The 23,801-nt window shown below is 58.5% G+C and carries 15 protein-coding genes and 1 pseudogene; 9 read left to right on the plus strand and 7 right to left on the minus strand.

Going from position 1 to position 23,801, the window contains the following annotated elements; all coding sequences use genetic code 11:
• On the minus strand, nt 1-1,369 hold a 1,369-nt coding region (locus A4R35_RS00305), incomplete at its 3' end, for a CHAT domain-containing protein (RefSeq protein ID WP_146747323.1).
• A 138-nt stretch (nt 1,370-1,507) separates the two neighbouring features.
• On the opposite strand from A4R35_RS00305, the pseudogene A4R35_RS25140 reads away from it, so the two are divergent.
• Both A4R35_RS25140 and A4R35_RS24505 read left to right on the plus strand, forming a co-directional pair.
• Nucleotides 1,508-1,840: pseudogene (locus tag A4R35_RS25140) on the plus strand (MauE/DoxX family redox-associated membrane protein); the annotation flags it as partial.
• Between the two features lie 172 nt (nt 1,841-2,012).
• The gene (locus tag A4R35_RS24505) at nt 2,013-2,414 is read left to right on the plus strand and encodes a hypothetical protein (RefSeq protein ID WP_223258518.1); all 402 of its coding nucleotides are present in this window, start codon (nt 2,013-2,015) and stop codon (nt 2,412-2,414) included.
• Nucleotides 2,415-2,421: 7 nt separating this feature from the next.
• Here the strand turns inward: A4R35_RS24505 and A4R35_RS25145 are convergent, their stop codons facing one another.
• The 6 genes from A4R35_RS25145 to A4R35_RS00340 form a co-directional block, all read right to left on the minus strand.
• Nucleotides 2,422-2,925 (minus strand): zinc ribbon domain-containing protein, encoded by a 504-nt coding sequence (locus tag A4R35_RS25145; RefSeq protein WP_223258477.1) that lies wholly within the window; start codon nt 2,923-2,925, stop codon nt 2,422-2,424.
• Between the two features lie 1,360 nt (nt 2,926-4,285).
• Nucleotides 4,286-4,831, minus strand: coding sequence for a hypothetical protein (locus A4R35_RS00325; protein WP_112425442.1), 546 nt, complete (start codon nt 4,829-4,831; stop codon nt 4,286-4,288).
• 927 nt (nt 4,832-5,758) lie between these two features.
• On the minus strand, nt 5,759-7,687 hold the full coding sequence (locus A4R35_RS00330; RefSeq protein ID WP_112425444.1) for an ATP-binding protein: 1,929 nt from the start codon (nt 7,685-7,687) through the stop codon (nt 5,759-5,761).
• A gap of 4 nt (nt 7,688-7,691) precedes the next feature.
• Nucleotides 7,692-8,456, minus strand: coding sequence for a DNA double-strand break repair nuclease NurA (locus A4R35_RS00335; RefSeq protein ID WP_223258122.1), 765 nt, complete (start codon nt 8,454-8,456; stop codon nt 7,692-7,694).
• A gap of 46 nt (nt 8,457-8,502) precedes the next feature.
• Nucleotides 8,503-8,859 carry a hypothetical protein gene (locus A4R35_RS24510; protein ID WP_223258123.1) on the minus strand — a complete coding sequence of 119 codons (357 nt, stop codon included), beginning with the start codon at nt 8,857-8,859 and terminating at the stop codon, nt 8,503-8,505.
• Nucleotides 8,834-9,973: a Druantia anti-phage system protein DruA gene (locus tag A4R35_RS00340; RefSeq protein ID WP_112433913.1), complete on the minus strand. Its 1,140-nt coding sequence runs from the start codon at nt 9,971-9,973 to the stop codon at nt 8,834-8,836. Before A4R35_RS00340 ends, A4R35_RS24510 begins: the two co-directional genes overlap by 26 nt.
• A 628-nt stretch (nt 9,974-10,601) precedes the next feature.
• Between A4R35_RS00340 and A4R35_RS00345 the strand changes: the two genes are divergently transcribed.
• From A4R35_RS00345 to A4R35_RS00375, 7 genes are all read left to right on the plus strand, one after another.
• The gene (locus A4R35_RS00345; RefSeq protein ID WP_146747052.1) at nt 10,602-11,183 is read left to right on the plus strand and encodes a hypothetical protein; all 582 of its coding nucleotides are present in this window, start codon (nt 10,602-10,604) and stop codon (nt 11,181-11,183) included.
• A 658-nt stretch (nt 11,184-11,841) separates the two neighbouring features.
• On the plus strand, nt 11,842-13,914 hold the full coding sequence (locus A4R35_RS00350; protein WP_112425448.1) for an AAA family ATPase: 2,073 nt from the start codon (nt 11,842-11,844) through the stop codon (nt 13,912-13,914).
• Nucleotides 13,915-14,530: 616 nt separating this feature from the next.
• Complete coding sequence (locus A4R35_RS00355) at nt 14,531-15,754, plus strand: hypothetical protein (RefSeq protein ID WP_146747053.1); 1,224 nt, start codon at nt 14,531-14,533, stop codon at nt 15,752-15,754.
• Nucleotides 15,755-15,934: 180 nt separating this feature from the next.
• Complete coding sequence (locus A4R35_RS00360) at nt 15,935-18,331, plus strand: glycosyltransferase (protein ID WP_189361161.1); 2,397 nt, start codon at nt 15,935-15,937, stop codon at nt 18,329-18,331.
• Nucleotides 18,332-18,845: 514 nt separating this feature from the next.
• Nucleotides 18,846-20,798, plus strand: coding sequence for a cytochrome P450 (locus A4R35_RS00365; protein ID WP_112425454.1), 1,953 nt, complete (start codon nt 18,846-18,848; stop codon nt 20,796-20,798).
• Nucleotides 20,795-21,643: a thioesterase II family protein gene (locus A4R35_RS00370; RefSeq protein WP_112425456.1), complete on the plus strand. Its 849-nt coding sequence runs from the start codon at nt 20,795-20,797 to the stop codon at nt 21,641-21,643. Before A4R35_RS00365 ends, A4R35_RS00370 begins: the two co-directional genes overlap by 4 nt.
• Before the next feature lie 70 nt (nt 21,644-21,713).
• Nucleotides 21,714-23,546: a hypothetical protein gene (locus A4R35_RS00375; RefSeq protein WP_112425458.1), complete on the plus strand. Its 1,833-nt coding sequence runs from the start codon at nt 21,714-21,716 to the stop codon at nt 23,544-23,546.
• Nucleotides 23,547-23,801 lie beyond the last annotated feature (255 nt).

The following is a 23,801-nucleotide window of genomic DNA, read 5'->3' on the forward strand; positions in this document are numbered from 1 at the left end:
GGGGCAAAGGGTCCTGCTGGGCAAATTTGCCATCGGAGATGAGCAGCAGCAAGGTCCGAGTGGGAGGCGCTGAGCGTTGCTGCTGCTCTGCCTGAAACCGCCGGATCAGTTCCTCAAACAGCTCGCTGGAAGGCGTCGCCCCAAAGACCAGCTCTTTGAGGGCCGTCAAATCAATGCGCCAACGTGCAGGCACATCAATGAGATCGAGCGCCTCATCTAAGGAAAGTGTTGTGTCCCCAAGTGCCTCTGCCCTGGCCAGAATCGTCGACCGTCTGGCTCTGATCATCTCCTTGATCGCTCTGTATTCGCCAATCCGATTGATCACCCGTTGGCCTTTACTGAGCAGGTCACCCAGGTCGAGACTCTTCAGCAAGGCACCTGTCTCAGCATAACCGCTCAGCTGGCGCCGCCAGCTCTGTTTTTTGGCCGCCGCGGCATCCTCGATCTCGGCCTGGGGAAGCTGTTCCCGAATGGCCTTCAGCAGGCTGAAGAGGTCACACACGGGTACCGAGCGCAAGCCGAAGCCATAGGCGAGGAGATCAATGGAGGAGTCCAGAGAGCGGGCCCGGCTCTCCCGCAGGCTGTTCCTGGCTTCTAACAGCAGCTCGCGCCAGGCTAGCTCAACGCTCTGGAGACGGTTCAGCTCCTTCTCACCTTCAGAACGGATACTGGCTTGCATCGAGCCAGAGAGATCAAAGGCACAGCCGATGAGGTAGTGGCCAGGCCGGATATAGGGACGCTCGCGTCGGGCGCTGATCTCCTGCTTGCTCTCTTCGCGCTGCTCTTCGTTCATGGGGGCCACACACTGGCCATACCTGAGTAGGTGCGGCAGCGTTGCTTCATGCGGCCTTGTCAGAGCAAGAGCAATACAGCCCTGCTCGTAAGCCTCCTCATAGGACATTCCTGCCCCCAATCCATCATAGAAGCCGCGGGCAAACTCGATAGCAGCCTCGTCAGAGATCTCCTGGTCCATGGCGATCGTGAAAGGGACCGAGGCCAACGCTGCTCCCTGGGCCAGGGAATAGCAGATGTTGAGTACGACGCAGTCCAGGGCAGGATGTCCTTGGAAAAGTCGCGCCAGGCCAGTCGGAGGAACCAGGTGACAGCCGTGGCGCTCATCTGCCAGAAAAATTCCCTCTCGTATCCCATGACCAGCCAGGTGCACAATCTGATACGACCCTTCTATCAACGCCCGCTGTAGATCCGCTGTCGTGGCTGCCTGACGCGATACAAGCTTAATGCGCTCTCTATAGATGCAGCGCTCAATCGCTTGTCTGATCTGGCGCTCTTCCCGGTCGAGTTCAAGGCGCTGCCCGGGCAGGGGATTGGCAAAGACCAGGAGAACCTTGATCTGTTGAGCACGCACCATCGCTCCCGTCCTTTCACGAATGAAAGGCCAGCCGATACAGAACACTGCTACTCTCTTAGAGTAACATAACTAATGATAAATATCAACAGAAAATCTCTGCAGAAATTTGATTGATTTTTAGTGAAAAACTGAAAAGAATTGGTCGCTCCTGCCAGACTGCGAACGGTAGCGGGACTACAGGAGCGCTTCTCCGCTACCATTGTGGCCTTTCAGCTTGTGCCGAAGTCTTTCGCTCACCAGTTGGCGCGACTTTTGCCAGCAGTCGAGATAGGCTGCGCCCTGGCCTTGCTGCTCGGAATAGCAGCCCGCTGGATGGCTTCCGCTTTGCTTATCTTACTCCTAGTGTTTTCTGCCGCCTTGGCTAGCGCTTGGTGGCGCCACCTTCCTCTGACTTGTCATTGTTTTGGAGAAGCTGACCCGGGGAAGGTTAGCTCTTTCCCCCGCTCCTTATTGCGCAATGCTGGCTTAGGGGTGGTGGCTTTGAGCACAGGACTGGCTCCAGCCCCGGCCCTCCGTGGGCTGTTTCCAGCCTTGCTGATCGATCCATCTTATCAGCTCGGGTTCCTCTGCGCCTTGATAGCCCTGGCACTTCTGCTGACCGTCACCGCGGTGTGGACAGTCTTTGCCAGTGCGAGGAAGCAACATGTTTTTATACCTGGGCAAACACGGCGGTTTCATCCAGATCCTGGAGCCTCCGCAGCAGAGCGCGGAGCTCGCCGCCGGCACCTTCCTGTTGCTGACCACTCCACGTCAGGAGACGGTTCCGTTTCAGGGAACGCTGCAGGTGCTCGACGACTGCGGGCCGAGGTTGACGTTTGCTCGGGCCAACATCTATAGTGATGAGCACATTGTGCTGAAGCGTGAGTGCGTGCTATGTCACGTGGTACTCCCTTACCAGTGCTGGTATCGGCCCTGCCATCCTTATGATCTGAGTGCATACGGGCAGAGGTGCAATCCTGGCACAGCGCCGTTCTCCGTCCCGTCCAGAGAAGAGGCTCTGCTCACGAACGCGCACATCTTCACCTGGAAGGAGGGCGCATACTGACAACCTATCACCTGCTGGGGACCATGCGCGTTGAGTCGCCGCTGGAGCTGGGAGACTCGCCAGGCATGGCGCTACGCGGGTTGCTGTCTACAGCGGCCTGGCGCCGTTTCTGCACCAACAAGCAGGCGCGTACTTGTTTGGAACATCCCCTGCTGTAGATTGGCCCTGTCAGTGCTCTCCTGGCACCAGCTGACGACCCAAGAACGCCGGCGCTGCAGCGTCTCAATACCCCTTGATACGTTGCCCAGATGTTGGTACTGCCACCGCTATTACGGTGACAGACCCACTGGCACCGAGGACACTGGAATAACTGCCCTTGTACCGCACTCTTGCCTCGCTGTCCACACGCTGGGCTCGTCGTGCCCGTGTATCTTTCTTCTTGCAAGACGGCGCTCATTGCAAGCCTCTCAGCCTGATATGTAAGCATATGGCGCGTCCTGCCATCCAACCACTGATGGATGTTTTGCTTCTTCGCAGAGCGAATATCATTGTTCTGCCTGATGTCTTGCATATCATCGATGATCAGCGTCCGCACGCCTGTCTGAGGCAGTGTGGTGATGAGTCGCGTGGTCTACTTGGGTTCAACCTCTTTTGATTTGGTGGTTGAGTTTCCTGAGTTGCTTCTGCTTTGATCTTTCAAGCTTCTGAGGGCGGCGTGACTCTTCCTTCTTCATATCGATGTTCGCTTGCGGGATAGCGTTGAGCTTGTTTGAATATGGCCAGTTCGACCTGAGTAGTCGCCCATTCAGGAGAAGAACTTGTTCTCCATCAAAGGCCACGGCCTGGTGGGTTTCTCCTCAATCACTGCTTGCTATCTTCTCCCCAATGGGTTCGGCTGGTGTCTCAACCTGATAGGGAGCAATGGCTTCCATATTCGTTGCCTGTCCAGGGGAAGACTTCTGGTTGAGGCAGTTCCCAAGGCCGATCCCAGACAAGAGGTGCCTTGTCACGCCCGTTCGAGCATCGCAGCGACCCAGTGGGGAGGTTCATGGCAGAACGTTTCTCCTCACTACGAGGGTACCAGACTCTCTTGCGCGGGGTTGGGCCGTGGATGGGATCGCCCGCTTTCTTGCGTTCTCTCCCTGAGAGAGGCAAAGAAAGCTTATAGGCAGGAGCCAGCAGCGCATAAATAAAGTCAACGCTCATGTTCAGACCCTGTTGGGAGCGCCGCTGCGCGGCATCATGGATCACCAGATCGCTAGTGTTCCGACTACTGAAGCGGCCTCGCCTGCGAGTGACCCAACAACCTGGCCGGCCAGCGTGATCTCAAGGGGGACCCCAGCAATAGCAATAGTAAAGATGATCAAGACCGCGGGAGACCAGACCCCCGTTCCGTCTGAGGACGGCCTCCTTCTCCCAGAAACCAGAAATAGGAGAGAGCCATCCCTCGACAGTCCCTCCCTCCAGTCATCTTTTGTCCAAGGTATTCCCCACTGGCAGGATTCTCCCTACTCGGAGTGTCTGAGCCTTTTTTGTGTATTTTTGGGAGAGGGAGTGCGCGATGCAGGGAGGGGGCGACAGTACGGGCTCCGCTCCCACTCATGAGAAGTGCCGTTGCTGTGGGGCCATCACTCGCTCGAAGGGCCACCGTTGTGATCACTCCCTGCTACCTGTCCCTTTCTCGCTTCTCACTCCGCCTGGCCCGTCCGGTTATTCTGGTAATTCTATCTCCGGGCCAACGCCCCCACCAGACAGCATGCGGGCGGAAGCAGCCGGTGAAGCGGGGCTTGCTCGACTCTTCCACGCTCCACTAGTGCCCAGCAGCAGCGCTCTGGGCGGTGCCCTTATGATGCGTTCCCACCGCGGGAGGCGTCCCTGCTGACCGGATATCTGGTCAGAGCTGACCACTCCCCTCGAAGAAAACACGATCGCTACCCTTCCGGGGCGTGCCCCCAGACGGTGAGCAGCGTCCAGAGGGCGCAGAAGTCCTCCTGTTGCATCTCAGCCACCGCCTGCTGAGACAGGGTCGTCAACTCCGCCCGCGTGGCCAGCCCCTGGCGTTCCAGGAAGGGCTGGACCAGCTCCAGCCCGATGAGCGCGTCCTTGAAGACCGGATAGTGCTGCTCGGTGCCCATCGACCACTCGATGGTGGTGGCCCGCAGGCGCACATCGACCAGGCCGGCCTGCCGCACCAGCCGGGGCAGCACGGGCGTAATCCCCAGATGCTGCCCGGTGGGGGAGAGGCTCTGGCCCGCCCGCGTGAGCGCCTGACAGCCCAGGGCCATGAGCCGTTCGAAGGCGGGACTGGTCGTCAGCGGCTCCTCCATCTCGGTCAGGCGCAGGAAGCCACCGGGTGTAAGCAGGTGCCGGCACTCGGCGAGCAGCTGCGACCAGGACGCTGGGAGCATGAAGCCCCACAAGACGATGAGCAGGCCCAGGCTGGTAGCGAAGCGGGCGCAATGCACTCGCAAGGGCACGGCCGTTCTCTTCTCTGTCTAGAGCAGCCGAGGCAGTGCTCTTCCACCAATTCACTACTGTTATGGTAGCTGCCTGACTGATGGGTATGACCTGGAGGCCGGAGGGGTGAGCAAGACCTGCCAGGCCCCCTCGACTGGTAACAGATCGCTGGCTTTTGACCATTGCTTGACAATGGAATGGCTATACCGCCTGGCCCCTCCTGGTTGCAGAGCGTACCCGATCGATCTCACGCAGGGGTTACAGGGGCATCTGCCTCCTTCACAAACGGCCCTCTTGATTGAGGGTAACGGGATCACCGAGAGCCGTTGTCCCAGTGACAGCAGGGCAATCTCTGCTGAGTATGCTGTAATCAGGCGTGAAGATGAGGCGTTCCTGAGCAGGGCTGTGCTGCCCCTAGCGCTCCGGCTCCTGACCAGTTCTCCCTTGAGTCCCTTGGCTGCCCACCAGCAGAAAGCAGGCCAAGAACAAGGGATCAAGAGCCAGAATGGTCGATCACATAAAAGCCTACACCAGCATGCTAAGCTTGATCTCAACCGCTGGCGGCAATCCCTTCTTGATGAAGAAAGATGGAGATCAGCCGAGTGAGGACCCCAGGACGAGTAGCTCCTCGTCAATATTCACCAGGTAAACCCGCTTTCCGATGAAAGCTTAACCAAGAGGAAAAGATGTGACTCATGCCAGATACTTCCTCGTGGCAGCTGACGACCTCGCTATAGGCCAGGCCGAGTGACCAGCAAAGCCGCGGTCAGCGCGGCTGTGACCGCTGATCGAATAGCTCTGTCCTTGCCTGCCCACGTGCAGGGCCTGGAGTTTCGTTACCCTGGGTCCCATCACTGTAATGGGATGGCCTTCCCGTTGGAAGAGCACGATCTCCCCTGCTCATCAGTCTCTGCACAAGCGAACAAGCAGCTCTGCCTGGCCACAGGCTAATCTTCCTCTTCCTCCTCTGCTTCGTCTTCGTGAACCGCTGCCTTCTCTGCCTCTTCTGGACCTTCAATGGTGGCCCAGAGACCTTCTTGAGGGAATATGCTCTCGACATGGGACGCTATCTGGAGATTGTTGGCCTGCAGGAAGTCCGTCAGGTTCGTAAAGGCCCGCAGGAAGAGTGGCGTCCCTGCGAACGAGAGGGGAGAGACCGGGCCAAGCGTCATAAAAGCATATTCTCTCAAGGCCGGGTCAAAGGCAGATTGGGGGTCGTGAAACTGCTGGTACAGGTGCAAGCTTTCTCTGTCGCCAACGATCTCGCGCAGACGCTGGTACTCGGTGCCCATGCTCAGGCCAAAGCCCAGGAAGAGAACCCGTAGCTGCTGCACCACCTCGCTGTCAAGGCTCGACAAGGTCTGGCTGAGGAACATCCAGCCCAGTCCGTACTTGCGCGTGGTGCGCACCGCGTCGACAATACGACGTTTCACGCGTTCTAGCCGCTCTTCCGAAGGCTTGTTGTGAGGGATGAAGCGATGAGCCTCATCGAAGAGGACAAGCGCGTTTAAGCTGTGGTTTTGCTGGTAGTATTCCTCCGCGTTTCTGATCAGCTCACTGATGAAGCGATTCAGGATGAGGGGTTTGATCTTGTTATCCCAGTCGCTCTGACTGATACCCTCGGGGCGCTGGGAGGAGAGGTCGATTACAACCAGCGGGCGTTTGCCGGTGGAACCTCCTCGGAGGCCTTCCTGAATGATCTGCGTGGGCGTGCGTCGACCGGGGTCTGTCGCCTGGAAGAGCGCGGTGATGCGGTTCCAGATCCGCAGAGGAGTTGGCTGACTGAGAAAGTCGTTGGCCTTCGCAGCGTCGATCTCGCGCAGCGTTCTCTGAATAGTATCCTTCACCCGCTTGATACCAGCTTCTTGCGCGTAGATGTTACCAATCTGCTCAGACAGATACTTGAGCGCTGCTTTGAGTACCTCTTCATTGAGGCGCTTAAGCCTGTATTTCCGCTTTCCATCTGGCCCTCGCTGTCCGAAGAACGTCTCCAATTGCTCCCTGGCGACCTCCTGATAATTGGCGGACTTAATACCAAGCTGGGAGAAGAACTCGGCTTCTGTCAGGAGTTCAAAGAAGGTCTCCCAGGTGTCGAGACGGATGGACTGGAGCGTATAGACGCGAGGAAAGCGCTGCAGGGGCTGGAGCACGGCAGGGCAGAGCACCTGGCCCATCTGGGTAGGGGCCTGAGTCAATTGCATATCCCTTGAGAACTCCCCCTGGGGATCGAAGATCATCAAGCCCATTGAAGGATGGCGAGCATAGGCCAGCATGATCATCTTGGCCAGCACAGACTTGCCAGAGCCTGTCTTACCGAAAATGCCAATGTGATAGGCCTCTCCTGCCCCATCCTCGCTGCTACCGAAGTGTTTAAACCAGAGCGGCAGCCGCGGTGTTGAGCCGTAGACCGTTCCCAAGTAGAACAGGAGCGGCTGATAACGCGCCAGCAGCGCTTTCAGAATCGCATCATCGGCGATATAGATGGGGGTCCCGGTAGGGGGCACAGTGCCCATGATCGCTTCCTGGTAGCGCTCGCCCCGATCGGCGAAAACAGCGCTAATGGTCATCTCCCCCTGATGTGTATCCTGGCGCTCGCTGATCGGCTCGACCTTTCCACGCTGGCGGATCAGACTGCGCATCGTTGGATCTTCATGCCAGATATTGCGCATCTTGACCTCGGTGATCTGGCCAAAGGCGTAGTGATCGCGATTCTCTTGCCGATAGTGGAAGAAGGCCAGTTCACCGACCAATTTTTTGGTAGCCGCGCTGCCTAGAATCTCAAGCGAGAGCTGACTCGTGGAAGAAGGGGAGCCGATCACCCCGATGCGCTCGGCCTGGCTTAAAAGCTCTAGGAGTCTCTTCAGAGAAGGTGGCATCGTCCTATCTCCCTGTATCTGTACGATACCCATGAAGCGCCAAGAAGATCTCAGAGAGCATTTCGCCTTGGGACTGTTCAGCGATCTGTTGGCTGGTGAGTTGGCGGAAAGCGGCAATGCCGCTCGCCAGCGACTTGACCATGCGATCGGCCAGATAGAGTGGGTACGGCTCAAGAATCGAGGGCGTCCCGCATTGATGGCGAAGGGCCTGGATCACCAGTGCCAGGCGTTCAGGACTGCTGGCAATCGAGGTACTCACCTCGATACGCAGCGCTGGCAGCCAGGCAAAGGGCCGATAGTAAACCACGGAGATCTGTTGGAGAGCCGCCATCACTGCCTCATAAAGGCGCTGGGCATGCTCCTTGAGAGCCGATGGGAGCGCATGCAGATTCAAGTGCCACTTCTGCTCGGGTGGTTGCAGGGGTTGGGGAAGGGTCAGCTCACCTGGAAGGAGGATCGTCGTCAGCATGCCACGATCGTCATAGGCCACTGGCCAATCGAGCAAGCGACCGATCTCACGTCGGGTCGTATACTTTGGGGCCGCCACCCAGTGCTTATCACTGCGCTCGGAGCGCAGAATCTGCTGATAGCAGTCAAGAGCAGGCTCAATCTGCCCCAGCAGATGGCTGCTCAGTGCTAGAGGAGGGAGGCCACGGGCAAGCGCAGTGAGCGCCTCGTTCAAGGAGATCAGCGGGGTGGTCAAGGAGCCATCCAGAAACACCACCTCGTGGGGCGCGCGCACAGCCAGGGAGAGTTCCATCGCCATCATACAAGCCCGGACCAGCAATTGGCTCTCAGCCGAGTGAGGCTCTGCCTCAATGATGACCTGATGCTGAGGCTGCTCCCAATAGCGCTGCTCTGGAAGGGGGGGATAACCCTTCAACGGCCACAGCAGCGGCGGCAACCAGATCCGTGGCCAGCAGGCGTTCGATGGCATAGGCGCCATCCACTCCGCAGGTTGTCGGAATCGGCGCATAGGGCACCTCGCCATCACGCTGGATCAGCCCGCGCTCTTGCAGCTGCTGCCGGTAGGTCTCGCGCTGCGAGCGGATACGCTGGAGGGCTTCCGAGACCTGCTGGCCCACCTGGTGCGTCCGGGCCAGTGCCTCTTCAACAAGCGCTGCAGGTAGATCCTGAAACATTCTTTCAGATGGGTGAATCGGCTGTTCCATGCTTCGCACTCCTCTCAACCGTCGTCAGCATGGCCAGGATCTCTTGACGGTTCCACCTGTGCCAGCCGTCCACGCGAGCGGCCCGCCCAAGCAGCCAGCGCTCGCGCCACCAGGCTGCGAGTTCTGCAAAGGGGCGCTGATAGTAGTGCGGCTCCGAGTCCTGGCCTTCAAAATACGCCTGCAGGTTGCTGATCAGTGGAAACAGGAAGGCTTCCCGCTTGATCCCATGCCTGAGCAACTGTCTTGGAAGGCCGAGCGCATCCAGAGCGCGCGTCACGTTCTGCCAGGTGATCCGTGGCCCCGTACCGAAGCCACCGGAGTGATAGCGTCCCTGCTCTTCCAGGAAAGCGCACAAGGTGGGATACAGGGGAGCAAAGTGGAAGCTGCCATACCCTTCGGTGTAGCCAATGGAATAGGCAATGACCTGACCGCGATAGGAGAGACGATTGTAGAGGCTGCTCCGGCCAAAGGCACTGGTTGTGGTCAGGGCTACCAGCCGCGCCGGCAACGCGCGTTGCTCCAGTTGCGTGAGGCGTCCTGTGTACTTGCGCTCGTAGGCCAAGCGGACCTCATCTGAAACCGCTGCCAGAGCTACCAACTTGCCGCCAAGCAGACGATTGTAGGGAGGAAGAGCGCCGAGGGTGAAGATGTCCATCGTCTGATTGACCAGCTCCACTTTGCGGCCAGGGGCATAGGCGAAGAGACGATCTCGTACAGGAAAATCCAACGGCGGCGATTGCAGTGCCAGGATGCCGATGAGCTTCTCGTTAGAAGCGTCCATGATCAGGAAGCGCAGACGCCGCCCATACCCGCGCGTAAAGGGGAGCGACCAGGTGAGACGGGCCAGGCGAAAGAGGTCAGCCTGCCATTCCTCCACGACTTCCAGAAGGATGGGACGGATGCTCTGAGGAGAGAGATCGCTGCCATTGGCGAAGAAGTGCTCATATTTCGGATAGGTGGCCCTGATCCAGTACTGCTGCCTGGCTAATTCACGCTGGACCGCCTGGGCGTGCCAGGAGCGGTACGTCTCTTTGGGATTCTGTGCTTCCAGGGCTTGGAGCCGTTCGATTTCCGCCAGCACCTGGCGGCGTAATGCATCACGTTGCTGTTCCATGCGGTCTGTTCCGAGAGCACTGGCCCTATCCCAGGCAGTGATCTTATGTGAAAGTATACTCAAGAGTTTTCCCTGCTGCAACAAAAAGGGAAAGGTCTTGTTTGACTCCTCGTGCCGAATGGGAGGCCCTCTCCATAAGAAAGCTGCTTCTTCCGACCTGCTGAAGCCGTGGCGCTGCTCAAAAAAGCAGAGACAGGCTGTTCGCGCCAACAGTCTCCCTCTCAGCCCGCTGGCAGTGGCATTCTCCACCCTCTCTGCAAGAGACGGCCCAGCCTCCTTATTCCCCGATCCTTGACAGCCATTCCTACCATGCCTATAATTCCTTAATAAAAGATGTAGATCAGTCTTGATGAAAAGTTCGGGCGTAATGGAAGAGCAATGTGTTTAACTATGTTCCATTGGTAATCTCTGTGTATAGACTGATGAATTGGGGTACTCTCATAAAACGAGGTGAGCGATGTCCGCGGATGATCCGACGATGCTGCCCCAGGAAACGGCCCAGTCTCCCATGAGCAATGATCTCTCCGAAGCGACAGCTGTTGCCGGTCCATATCCGTATGATGAAACATGGGAGCTTCCACCACTACCTCCGCCACCTCCTGCTTCGGGGCACACGAGAATGCGTTTCATGACTCTGCTTCTCCTGTTCTGTCTGGTGCTCGTCTCCGCCAGTGCCGGGGCGCTGGCGGCAACGCTGTACTGGCGAAGTCTGGGGAGGACGTTCACCGCCCCTTCCACGGCTGTCAGCGAGGCGTCATCGTCGAGTACCACTGCTGCTGCAACGATCCTGCCGAACCCGTTGCCTACCCCGACATCGGACCTGAGCTACACAGCCGAGGACATTCTGCGAGACTTTATCGCCGCCGGTGCTCATCCCTTCTTCATCCAACACGATATCACGATCTCTGCATGGACTGGCGGTGCCTTCTCCGTCTCGGTCCCGGCGACCAGCTCGGTGACATTTGGCGACACCTCCGACTGTAACGGCCCTTGTGAGCCTCGCAATATGGGCCTGTGGGTCTACCAGGATAATACGACGGCGGATCAGGCCTACAATGAGGTTAGTGAGGAGAACAATCAGGCCTTGATGCATCCTCCCCAGGGACTCTCGGTCGTCCCGACGACCATCTTTATCCATGCCCGCTGCCTGTTGTTAGGAGCTGATACCTTTTCAATCTATATCCGGGTAGTCAAGCAATACTGTACATGAGCAGCCCAAGGAAGAGGGAGACACTGGTGCGTGAGGGGTGTGCCTCACTCTCGTGGAGACAGGCGTTGACCACTCTTCTCTTCGACCTCTCTGCATGACCGTGCCTGTGCAGCGTGATGGGGGAAGCCAGGTGGCCAGGAGTCCTGTTCCCCGTCACCGACTGGAAAAAGGCATTGGGGATCCCCTGCATGTGATGCCAGAGGAAGATCAGGTACCTGCGGAAGCGAGATCTTCTCTCTCCAGGGACAGGGGAGATCCAGACGGACGGGTGGTCTGCTTGGTCAAATAAACCGCGTCTGCTGAGTAGATGCCATGACTTGCCGTTGCAGTCCACTAGGTGAGGACGCTCGGCAATCCTCTGACACCTGGAGGCTTGCACCATGATAGGAGACCTATCTGGATATCTGCGTGCTTTTCATGATAAATTTCATGTATAATAATGAAGAATGGTGATGTGAACTGAAAATGTCACGGAAGAGACTTCAACGGAGTAAAGGGATACTCTTGGACTCTTCGTCCAGATAGCCCCCCGTGCGGGAGTACGATCTCACTGCTTCCCCTCAAGAGGAACCGGTGAGCGCGGAGCACAGATAGAAGTATTTCTCTGCCTGAGAGCAGCAAGCAGCTCAATCGCATCCCCTTCAGGAAGGGACAATCGATGATTATTCGTGCGATTTCTGTGAAAAACTTTCTTTCTTTTGCCTCTTTCTCATGGCCGGATCTTGATCCTCGGCTGAACGTGCTTGTAGGCCCGAACGGTGCTGGCAAGACGAATGTCTTTCGTGCCCTCAAGTGCGTGCAAGGTGCTCTGGCCCTGGACCAATCTCAGGCTGCTACAAGGTGGGAACATGCAGGGTATCAAGGCGCTGAGGCGCAAACGATCGAGATCACCCTGGAGATTGAACTCAATACCGTCCAAGAACAGGATTGGTGTGTGCGCTTCTTCGCAGCGGTTCTCTGTGACCAGTCGTCTATCGATGAGGCTCTGAAGGCCCAGCAACGTTCTGCTACTCCTGCTGGCCTCAAGCGATTCGATGCCTGGGTTCAGCAACAGCTTTCCCGCAATTGGCTGACCTGGTTCTATCGAGGACGGCTTGTGCTCACCTACGATGGACAGTGGGGATGGCGCTGTCGCTATGAGGCGCCTCGCCAGGGAGCACTCTCCTTCCGCCTTGATCTCAGTCAGGGAGGGATTCTCTACGGGGGAGCTTCGCCGACCTCAACGCCCGTAGCGTCGTTGTTTACTGCCTGGGTTACTCAGCTCGAATCGGCAGAGCAGGAAGAGCTGTTGACGATGCTCTCCGGCACAGGAGGGGGCGAATCCTTTCCTGAACTCCATTCCTTTGACGTTCCTGCCTGGATCCCTGCTAATCAAGGCATTCTCCTTCAGGTGGGGGACTATTCAACGATTGTCCCCCCCTCAGAGCTTGCCACTCATCGGGCGCTCCGTAAATCGCTGGCGATACCTGCCGACTCACGACAGTTGACGAATGCACATCTACTTTTCCAACGCCTGGCGCAGCAATCCTTCCTGGCGCTCGATGAACTTCGCCTCCCTGCCGTCCATTCCCAGCTGGGTGCAGCGACAGATAGCTCCTTGTCAAGTGTAAACACGAGTGAACACCTGGCACTTTTGCTGTTTCGCAAGAAGAATGGCTTACCAAATCAAAGAAAACAATATCAAGACATACAGAATGTTTTTAACTATTTGACAGGTGAAAAATGCGAGGTACGGCTGGTTTCAGGAGTGAGTCAGTCTGCGTCGTCAGGCCAGGAGGTGGAAATAGTCGTGCCCAACCGCTGGGGGGATCTTCCTCTCCACTTCAGTGGAGCAGGCAAAGTCGAGGCACTGTTGCTCGCTACCATGCTTGTAGAAGGGCCTGGTCGAGTACTACTGCTAGACGAGCCAGCCTTGCACCTGCATCCCTCAATTCAGGCTCGCTTTCTCGCCTTGCTGGAGCAGGACGAAGAGCATGGACAGTATGATCTCTCTCTTCCAGCGAATCAGGTGCTCTTGATCACTCATAGCCCCTACCTCGTGCCGAATGACAGGCTCACTCGTGTGAGCCGTTTCTCTGTTGGAGGCGAAGCGAAAGGGACAGTTCGCTCGACGTTCAGTGGCAGCCTGCTTCCAGAGCCTAAATTGAACCGGTTCCTCAATGAGAATCCCCCAGCCAAAGCACTCCTTTTTAGCCAGGCCGTGATACTGGTTGAAGGAGAAACTGAGCGAGAGGCCTTGCCAGTATGGTACCCAGACCTGCTGAACCGGGACGTTTTTGTTCTCTCAGTGGACGGCAAGACGAATTTTGTGCTATGGGTTGCCCTTCTCCAGCAGCTGTTCATCCCCTGGGCTATCCTTGGCGATGGGGATTTGCTCTGGAACAACTCAAAGGACCCGGTTTCCCAGATGCGTAAGATCCTGGAAGTGGCTGGTCGGACCTTGCCTGCTCCTCCTGAGGGAGTGGGAAAGGATCCCCAGGCTTTCCAGAGCTGGAGTCAGCAACTCGAATCTTTCGGGGTGTTCACCCTGGCCAGACAGGCTGACCAGGGATTTGAAAAGGCCCTGAGTGATGATATTCCAATGAACATACGTACTGAAGCCGCGCAGTTTTCAAGCAAGGTGGCCCGGGGAAGGTTCCTCGCCAAAAACAGTAAATGCCCAGAAATTGTGCAGCAGGTGCTAGAAAGGATTATGAAATATTTCGAAACGTGGAGTGCGTGCAAGTCTTGAGGCAGGGTGTCCCCTTGTTCTTCCGCCTGGCGACCGTCTCGTGCTGATGCGAGAACAGCAGGTCTTGGTCTGACTCAAAGACCTGGCCGTTGGGTATGGTATTGTTCACCTTGGTGAAGGACTGGAGCGGTTGCAACGCCAGACGAGTGCTGCATACCTCACATCGGAAACCGCCAGGGAATAGAGGCTACGCCTGGGGCGTTGCCCCTTGACTGGCCGCAGTGCTGGGTCTGACCTCCAACCCCAATCGAGAGTGGTGGTCTGACGCCGACCGACTGGTCTCCTGCCACAGCTCGGCTAGCAACTCCCTGTTGGACTTCCTTGCTATGCACCCAGCCCTGTTCTTCCTTCTTCCTCCCAGACGCTTCCCGCCTGGCTCCCAGGAGATTCCCAGGCTGCTCCCGTTGCCCTCGGGGCCCAGTGCGCTAGACTGCTTCCGTGAGTGCAGCTGGCCCTCCACGGCCCAGGCTCATCGATGAGACGGAGGAGGGGAAGGCTGCGCTTGTGGAGGAGGAAGCTGACCACGGTAAGGAGTCTGCCTTGGCTCTTCTAACGGGCAGACTGGAAAGCCCCTCCTCTGCTGTCAGGCACGTCAGCAAGAAAGGAGAACCCTCCAATGACAGGCGAACCACCTGGCACTTCTGAAGCGCAGGCTTCCGGCCCGTTGCTCCAGGCTGATCACCAGAGGGAGCGACCCCTGTCGCCAACCCCCGCTGCGAGCGCGCGCTCTATCGATACCCGTGATGGGCATGAGCCAGCTGCTGGGAGCGATTCTGATGACCCGTTCTCCTCCTTCGTCCTCCAGGAGGGGGCTTCTCCCGATCTGGAGACAGAGGTGGACCATGCAAGCTGGAACGATGCCTTTCCACTCCCGTTTCAACTCTCTGAACCGCTGCCCGCCCTGGCCTCGGAGCAGAGAGCTCCGACAGGGACATCAGGGGCGGGAAGAACGCCGTCGTCCTCTCTACCAGGAAGTCCATTGCCAGGAGGTGCGCGCCGGCGGATGTGGCTCAAGCCTGGTCTGATCAGCGTTGTCGTCGTCCTGACGGTGGGTTTTCTGGGGCTTGCTCTGCTGGCTCCAGCCGTTTCGCCCCATTCAACGGCGACGCAGGCAACAACGGTTGCGCAGCAGCGCTCTACTCCTGGAGCCACACCTCGGACCCGTCGTGCCTTGTCACCGGTGGCTACAGCTCCTCCGTCCCGGCACCCTCCTCAGGCGCTCTCGCCAACCGCGACAGGTGCCAGTGACTTGGGCAACTGGGTACCTGTTTCCCTCCCCGCGGGGTGGACCGGTGCGGGGCTGACGCTGGGGGATGCGCTGTTTGCTGAACGGACGGCTGTCACGTTTACGGATCGCGAGATGAGCCTGGATTATCGCGCTGTCGGAACTCGCGCCCAGCATGGAGGAACGCTGACAGCAGCAGTGTTTCTGCTCACTCCCGCTGCTCGTGAGCGGTTTCGGCAGCAGGATGTCCGGGTGACGACGAATCAGCTCTACGATCTTGTGGTGGGAGAACGCCTGATTCAGGCGGTCATCGATCCACAGCCTCGCCTGCGTGCCTTTGCCATCCAGGGGCAGCAGCAGTTTGCGTGGGTAGAGGTCACGTTTACGCTGTGGCAGTCCCTGACTGATCCCCAGACAGGCCAGTCCCAGCAGGGGCTGATGAAGGACCCGACCAGCCAGCAACCGCGTGTCCATCGGATGGGAGTACTGCTCGTGCGTGTACCACCTGCCAGCCAGGGAGCCAATGCGCCGATGGGGGGCACAGGCTGGCTGGTCTCCAATTACGTGCTGGATTCCCCTGGGGGGACATTGCCCCCGATCGTTCAACCCGCATAGGGGAGCGTGGCCAGGCTGGACATGCGGGCTGTTGACAATGGCCTGCAGAGGCAGCCTGTCAGGCTGCCTCATTGATCCATCTCTCAGCAAGAGATGTGGGAACCTGCCTACAGGGCGAATCAGCCAGGGAGCCGTGGGCAGGTCACCTGCAGCAGCAAGATAAAGGGGAGTCCGATAGCCATGCCTTCCTGGATCGAGCCGTACTTATTGGCTACCACCCTTGCTGTCCTCGTGACCATGCTGGGCGTGATGCCCCGCTTCGTGAGGGAATCACGGACGAATGGAGTCATTCTCCTGGCCCTGGTCGCCTTAGCAGGCGGCAGTGCCGCGGAGTGGTTTCATCAACCCTGGTTGCCGGGTGCCGTGCTGCTGCTGCCTGTACTGCTCTGGCTCTGGGGAAGAAGAGGGGCCTGGAACGCCTGGGCCCTCATCGCTGGGGCCTGCCTTTTGCTGCAGACGGTTGCCAGTCTGTTGCCGCTGGGGGTAACCTTTCTCCAATCGTCAGGGATCTCCCGGGCGGTCGGCGCTCTGATGGGAGGAACCCAGATGCTCTCTGTGGTGGCGACCGCTCCTGTTATCTTTGATCTGCTCAACGTGCCTGGCAGAGGTCATTTTCCTGAGCGCGATCGCATGCTCGCGGCGCCAGAACCGTCGCACTGGCCGGGCTGCTGCGTGCAGGTCCCTACCCATAACGAGCCGCCCGAACTGGTGGCCCGTGTCATTCTGCAACTGCTGCGGCAGCAGTATCCCGGGCCGTGGATGATCCAGGTCATTGATAACCATACTCCTGACCCAGCTACCTGGAAACCAATAGCGCGTCTCTGTCAACGCTATCACCAGCGCATCCAGTTTCTCCATCTGGAGCAGTGGCCAGGTTTCAAAACGGGCGCGCTCAATGAGGGGACCAGGCGCCTGCCAGCGTGGGGAGAACTGATCGCGGTCGTTGACGCTGACGATCTGGTCCATCCCCAGTTCCTGCGAGCGACAGTACGGCACTTTGTCGATCCGAGCGTGGCCTTTGTCCAAACGCCTCAACACTATCGAGCCTGGCAGGGCCATCCCTATTTTGATGGATTGAACTATATGTATGCTGCCTTCTTCGCCACGTACCTGGCCAGTCGGCGTGAACCCCATAGCATCATGTGCACGGGCACGATGGGACTCGTGCGACGCAGTAGCCTGGAGGAGGTGGGCCTCTGGGATGAGACCTGTGTGACAGAAGATGCCGAGCTCTCGATCCGCTTGCTTGGCAAGGGCTGGAAGGGCGTCGACGATCACCGTCCCTATGGAGCTGGACTCATGCCCTTTGAATTCGACGCGCTCAAGAAGCAGCGGTTTCGCTGGGCGTTTGGGACCATGCAGTTACTCAAGAAGCACTGGCGCCCCCTGCTGGGACTCTCTTCCCCTGGACGGTATCACTTGACGCTGACACAGCGGCTCTGTTACCTGGGCATCGGCTTCCAATACCTAACCGAGGCTCTGACATTCTGCTCGACTCTCCTGTTGGGGGGGGCTGTCGGTGTTTCTACACTGATGGGGCATCACATGCTCTTGCCGCTCCCTCCCATCTGGCTGATCCCAGTGCTTCTGCTGCTGACCACGGGCATTCGAACGGTATGGGGCTTGCGAGAGGCAACTGGCTGTAAGCCTGGTCAGGCGATCGGAGCGCTCCTCTTCTTCTACGCGCTTTCCTGGGTCACCTGCCAGGCCTGTCTGACAGCTCTGTTCCGCCAGAAAGGGGTGTTTTTGCGGACTCCCAAGATCCGCCCCCAGCATCGGAGATGGCAACGAGCCTTGCTGATCACGGCTCAGGAGACGCTGCTCTCAGCCGTCTTGGTGGGAGGGGCGCTCGGCATGAGTCTCCTACAGCCTGCCAGCGTCCTGGCTATTGTCCTGTTCCTGTTGCAGGGATTGATCTATGGGATGGCTCCCGTCTGTGCCCTGGCAGCCGAAGGGATCTGGCTCATTCCTCGCCGGCTGCCGGGCACGAATGGCTCCCCTTTCTCAACGCGTCGCCTTGCACCCCCGCCCCCTTCGCTGCTGCAGGAGAGTGCATGGTCAGCATCTCAACACCGCGGCCATTCTGCTGGATGCCACAGTCATTCGCTTGTGGCTGGTTCCGGTAACGATGCAGCTCATGGGAAGACTGAACTGGTGGTTCCCCAGGTTGGCGTTCTCAGGTTCCATGCCTTGGGGCCATCGGTTTCGCTCCATCTCCCGTCCGACGCCAATCAGGCCCTGAGAGGACCCACTGAGTGGACCACTGATCGGCTGTTCTCAGCTCAACAGAACCCCTCGTTGCAGGTCCTTGTCGAGCGGATACTCATGCAGCTCTTCGCTCAGGTCCTGGATCGACCGGCGGTGTGCATCAAAGGAACCTCGCATTTCTTTGAGAGCGGCAGGGACGCACAAACTCTCTCGGCCCTGCTGTGCGCGATAGAGGAACGACTCCAGATTCGCCTCAGTCCGGAGGAGATCATTGAGCACCCTATCCTGTTTCGACTGGCGGCGATCGTCGTGCAGCGGCAGGCCGCTATGGTACCACTGTCCACCCAACAGCCGGGAAGGATGCGATGATCCGAGTCATCGTCGTTCCGGTTCACCTTCTTGTCAGAGAAGTGAATCGATGGCCTTCATCAGGACCATTTCTGTCCGAACGTTGCTCGCAAGGCTGCTTGCCCGGTATGTACTACAAAGGTATGACATTCTTCTATCATATGCTGTCGTCTTATCAACGAGTGTATTCCTTGACATAACTGGGAAGCCTGTGCTACAGTAAGAAGATCGCTTGTCGTGATACAACAGGTGCCAACGTTCTCTTATCCTCCTCGCTTCGATTCGGGACGGGAAGGGGAGAGAGGGACCGGTCGTGTCCCTCCCTGGAGTGTTCCCACCCGCTTGCGAGATCCGCCTTCCTCGGAAGTGCGCGTATTGCCACGCAGGCCATCCCAGGCGAAGGGCAGGATGCGAAGCAGCGCTGCCTCAATGTCGTGCCTGAAGAGCGCGAAGCATGTTTTACTCCTGTCTCTCTACATGCTCTTTGGGTCAATGATTCGTAGGCTGTTCATCTATAGCATCCAGGAGTCTCTCTGTGAAAACGCTTGCCCGAAAGACGATCGATGCCTGCCTTCGTCAGCTGGATGATCCATCGATCGTTGCCAATCCTTTTCCCTGCTATGCCTCCCTTCGACGCTTCGGGTCGCTGGTCTTTGATCCACACGGGCAACGCTGGATCTGTACCGGATATCAGGAGGCCAGGGCGATTCTCAGTGACAGGCGAGGGCGCTTTGGTGCACGATTGGCGTATCTGCCAGCCGGAACTAACGGGCGCTCTTCTCAACAACTGTGGGCCTTGGATCATGTGCTCAGGCTGGCCTTACCGTTCCTGGCTGGCCCACTGCATCTGCAGCTCCGCAGAGCGCTGCAGCCGCACTGCAGCCCGCAGATGGCCGAGCGACGGGCGATGGCGTTGCAAGAGCTGGTCGATGAGCAGGTCATTGCTCTGGCGCATGTCCCCCATGAGGCTGGCATCGATCTCCTCTCGGACTTTGCAGAGCCACTCGCACTTGCGGCTCTGGCACGCTTCCTGACCCTGCCGTCCGACTCGCTGGCATCTCTCTCCCGCTGGTCTGACGCCTCTCAGGCGGCTCTCTCTGGGTGGGCTGGCTGCTCAACAGCTCAGGTAGAGCAACTGTCTGGATGGTTGACAGAGGCGCTGGAGTATTTCGCTCATCTGGTGAAGGAACGAAGGCTCCATCCTCAGCGCGACCTGGTTAGCTACCTGCTGCAGGTCCTGGGAAGGAATCGAGGTGCCCCACACTCAGGAGAGCAAGAAGCCTGCTCTGGCGCGATTGTGGCGGCCACGCTGCTGGCCATGCTGGCTGCAGGCTCTCGCGGTGTGGCTCACCTGATCGCCATGACGCTGCTATGGCTCTGGCGAGAGCCAGCTCTTCACGAGCAGCTTGAGCACGCGCCGGCACTCTGGCCCCCGTTCCTCAAAGAGGTTGCGCGGCTTGACGGTCCGCAGCACGTCCTTGCTCGTCAGGCTCTGCAGGAGGTCGTCATGAGCAATAAACGCATCCGGCGGGGGCAGATCGTGCTGCTCGTGCTGGCAGCAGCCAATCGTGATCGGTTGGTGTACGCTCCAGAGCCAGATGCCTGTAGGCTTGATCGCGACCAGAGCCATCCGCCACTCGCTTTCGGTTGGGGGCAACATACCTGCCTGGGAGAGCACCACACGTTGCGTCTGGTCCAGGTGGCCACCTCGTCATTCCTCCGGCAGTTCCCGACAGCTCGCCTGGCCGTCTCAGAACAGGCGCTGTGCTGGAAGAACTGGGGGGGCCTCCGCCTGTTGCAGCAGCTGCCAGTCGCTCTCAGCGCAGGTACCCAGGGCCAGGACCACCTCTGGGCCAGCACGAGGCACGGCGAGAGACGAGAGGGTCTGAGGAAGCAATCGCCAATCCGGCGGCCCTATGTGCTTGATCTGGCCCCCGATGGGGCGACGGCAGTTCTCTCACTTGATCTGGCCTGCTGCGAGCACCGCCCGTTGCGCATTGAGGTGCAGCCAGAGCGAGTTGTGGTGACTCCTGAGGGGGCTGACCGACAGGAACAGGTGATCGTGGCTCGGCCCAGTCAGCAGGGATCTACGCCGATGCGAGAGGTCGGGCCGACCCACTGTGATCACGCGAAGCAGAGGAACGCTCGGCACGATGGCCTGCAGCACAGGAAACACTGCGAGCAGGAAAAGGGCAGGGATGAGAAAGATCTGGAGGCACGCCTGCGCCATCTGTTTGCTGATATTCTCCAACTCGACCCAGGTCAGGTCGATGGCCAGACCGACTTTTTTGAGGCTGGCGGTGACTCTCTCGACGTGGCGACCCTCCTGACCAGCCTCCATCAACAGTTTCAGATCGATCTTGATCCGTTTGTAGTCTTCGATCATCCTGTCCTGGGAGAGCTCCTATCCATCATTGAGGCGCTGATCGTGGCCCTGCCGTCGAATGAGCCTGGCTGCAGGGGCCAGGCCGAGGGGGAGTCTGTATGATCTCTCTAGATCCTGCACAGTGGGTGCGTCGTCCGCGGCGCCTTAGCCAGCCCGCGCTGCGGTTGTTCTGCCTTCCCTATGCCGGTGGCGATCATACCCTGTTTCAGCGCTGGCCTGATCTCTTACCAGAGGCGGTGCGTGATCACCTGGAAATTTGCCCGATCCAGCTACCTGGTCGTGCGCATCGGATTCGAGAATACCCCCTATTCACCTCTATGCCCATGCTCATTAACACGCTTGTCCCGCCAACTCTGGCTGCTTCTCCGCTCGCTCCCTGGCTGGATCGGCCATTTGCCTTCTTTGGAGCAAGCCTCGGAGGGCTGATCGCCTTTGAACTGGCGCGAGCGCTCTCTACGCGGCATCAGTTGTCACCAGTGGCGCTCTGTGTTGCTGCCTGTCGCGCACCGCATCTTCCAGGCCCCCACCCACTTGAGGGGATGGAGCACTTCTCCGATGAAGAGGTCATCGAGCACGTGCGCGCTCTGGGTGGAACTCCTGAATATGTTCTGGCCGATGCACGTCTCCTGCCGGTTATCCTCCCCAAGCTGCGGGCCGACGCGCTGCTGGAAGCAACCTATGCCTATGTCCCGGACGTTGCACTCGATTGCCCGATCACGGTCTGTGGTGGGGAACAGGATGTGTTCGTGGGCCTCCCCGAACTGGTAGCCTGGCAAGCGCATACGTACAGCACGTTTCGGCTCCAGCAATTTCCAGGAGATCATTTCTTTGTACGTGATGCGCCCGCAAGAGATCGTACTCTCCTGCTGGAGCAGATTGTTAGAGCTTGTTGCAAGACGTGCGAACAGATATCTGCCGATGCACGCCCTGCCCCCGTGCAGCGATGAGGAGAGCATCGTTCGATCTGCTTGGTGACTTTCTTGAGAGGTGTGCAGTAGAAGAAAGAGAGCAGTACATATGCAGATAGATGATGTGCACGCGCTGTTGACAGAGAGCGCACACGCACAGCAGGACCTGGTACACCTGGCGACCATGATTGCGCCAAGAGCATTGACTCTGCTCCAGGTTGAACCGGAGGATTCCTTCGAGATCATCCGGGCGGGAATCGCCCAGCAATCACAGCCGATGATCCTCGCACTCCCCGAGCATGGTCCCGCCCTGAGCTGTAATGAGCATTTCGCGCGTCTTGCTGAAGTCTCGGCACCACCCATTGTCGGGATCGTTGTACCGGACAGCCGCTTGGAGGCGCTGGCTCCCCTTGCTTATCAGTATGGAATGCAGCTCTTCCCTTCGCTGGAACTGGTACTGAGGACTGACGCTGCGCTGCGGTCGAGGGCCATTTTACCAGATGGAGCATCGCAAAGCCAGAGCACGTCTGGCGTCAGGTTGACCAGGGCCTCGTCTCCTGTCGCCTCCGACTCAGACGCTGGAGCAATCAGTTCCGGGCAATCCCCGTCTTTTCAGAATCAGGAACCAGTGTCTGGTCACATGCCAGGTGTTCTCGACCCGGCGGATGCCAGCTGGCTTCTCTCGGGGGAGACACCGCTGCCGGAAACGATCCTGCCGCCGCCTTCAGCTCCCGGGCAGACGCAGAAGCGACGTCTGCCCGGCCTGGGCCCTCGTACAAAACTGGCGCTGCTCGCGCTTGTTGGCATGATCATCCTGGTGCTCTTCGCACTCCTCTGCTCGGTGCTGGTCGCTTCTCCATCAGCCACGCTGGTGGAACCTCCAACGGCTATGTTCGTAGGGACTCTGGCATTTGGCAGTAGTGGTCAACTCGATCCATTGGGTACGCGAGGTCTCAACGATGTGATCACCCTCACGCTCCACCAGCTCCCCGCTGTGCCGGTTGCCAAAGCCGAGTATGCCTGGCTCCTTCCTGACCGGTCAGATGATCAGACACCTCCGCTGCTACTGGGCACGCTCTCGTCAACGAGGGGCAGAGCCGTCCTGCTGACCTATCGCAGCCCTTCTCACCAGGATCTGCTCGCTCAGTACAGCCGTTTCCTGGTGACTGAGGAGGATGCAGCTCATCCTCCGATCGCGCCCTCTCTCGACTCGACCACCTGGCGTTTTCTTGGAGCGATTTCCGACACGCCCACTCCGGGGGACGAGCAGCACTATAGTCTCCTGTCGCACCTGCGGCACCTGCTGGCCAGTGATCCTGAGCTTCAACACATTGGTCTCTCTGGAGGTCTGGCCCTCTGGCTCTATCGCAATACGGAAAAGCTCCTGGAGTGGTCAAGTGCGGCGAGGGATGACTGGGCCTCCGGGACTCATACGGGGCTGCTGCGTCGGCAGGTGATCCGCATCCTGGACTACCTTGATGGCACTGCCTACGTTGGGCGTGATACTCCCACTGGTACCCCGATCCTGGTCGATCCGAAGGCAGGTCGCATCGGTCTCCTGCAGGTTGACCCCAACCAGGCGCTTCCCAGTTATCTTGCCCACATCAACCTGCACTTGAGTGGTCTCATCAATGCTCCTGGCCATATAGCTTCCCAGCAGCAGATTGCCACGAACGTAGACAGGCAGTTAGAGGCCATTGCTATCCTGATGCAACGCATCCGCCAGGACGCGGTCCAGCTTGTCACCATGAGCGATGCTCAACTGCAGCAGGCAAAGGCACTCTCATTACTGGACGAGATGCTTACCAGTGCGAATACAGCCTACGTCGGGCAGCAAGATCCAACGACTGGTCTGGTGCAGGGGGGGGTGATCGGGATTCAGGGACAGCTCCAGCGGCTGGCTGTTGTTCCCATCAGGGCAGTCACTCCTCCACAGCACTGATCAGGGCCGTGAGGCGGATGGCAACTCCGATGAACAAGGCTGGCGTCCATGTGCAGGTGATTGCTGTTTCCTCAGAGAGAGTGGGAGCTTCAGAACCCTACGAGGGATGGAGTGCTATGGTGCGGCAGGCAGGTTGACAGACTGTACTGTCCAGACAGACAGATCATACTGGAAAGAAATGAAACGAGTGAGAGCAATCGATAAACGTGTGTGAGGATGATCGGTGACTATAGGGAAGAATGGTGCGGAAGCAGC

This window comes from Thermogemmatispora tikiterensis (genome assembly GCF_003268475.1).
GTDB classification, from domain to species: domain Bacteria; phylum Chloroflexota; class Ktedonobacteria; order Ktedonobacterales; family Ktedonobacteraceae; genus Thermogemmatispora; species Thermogemmatispora tikiterensis.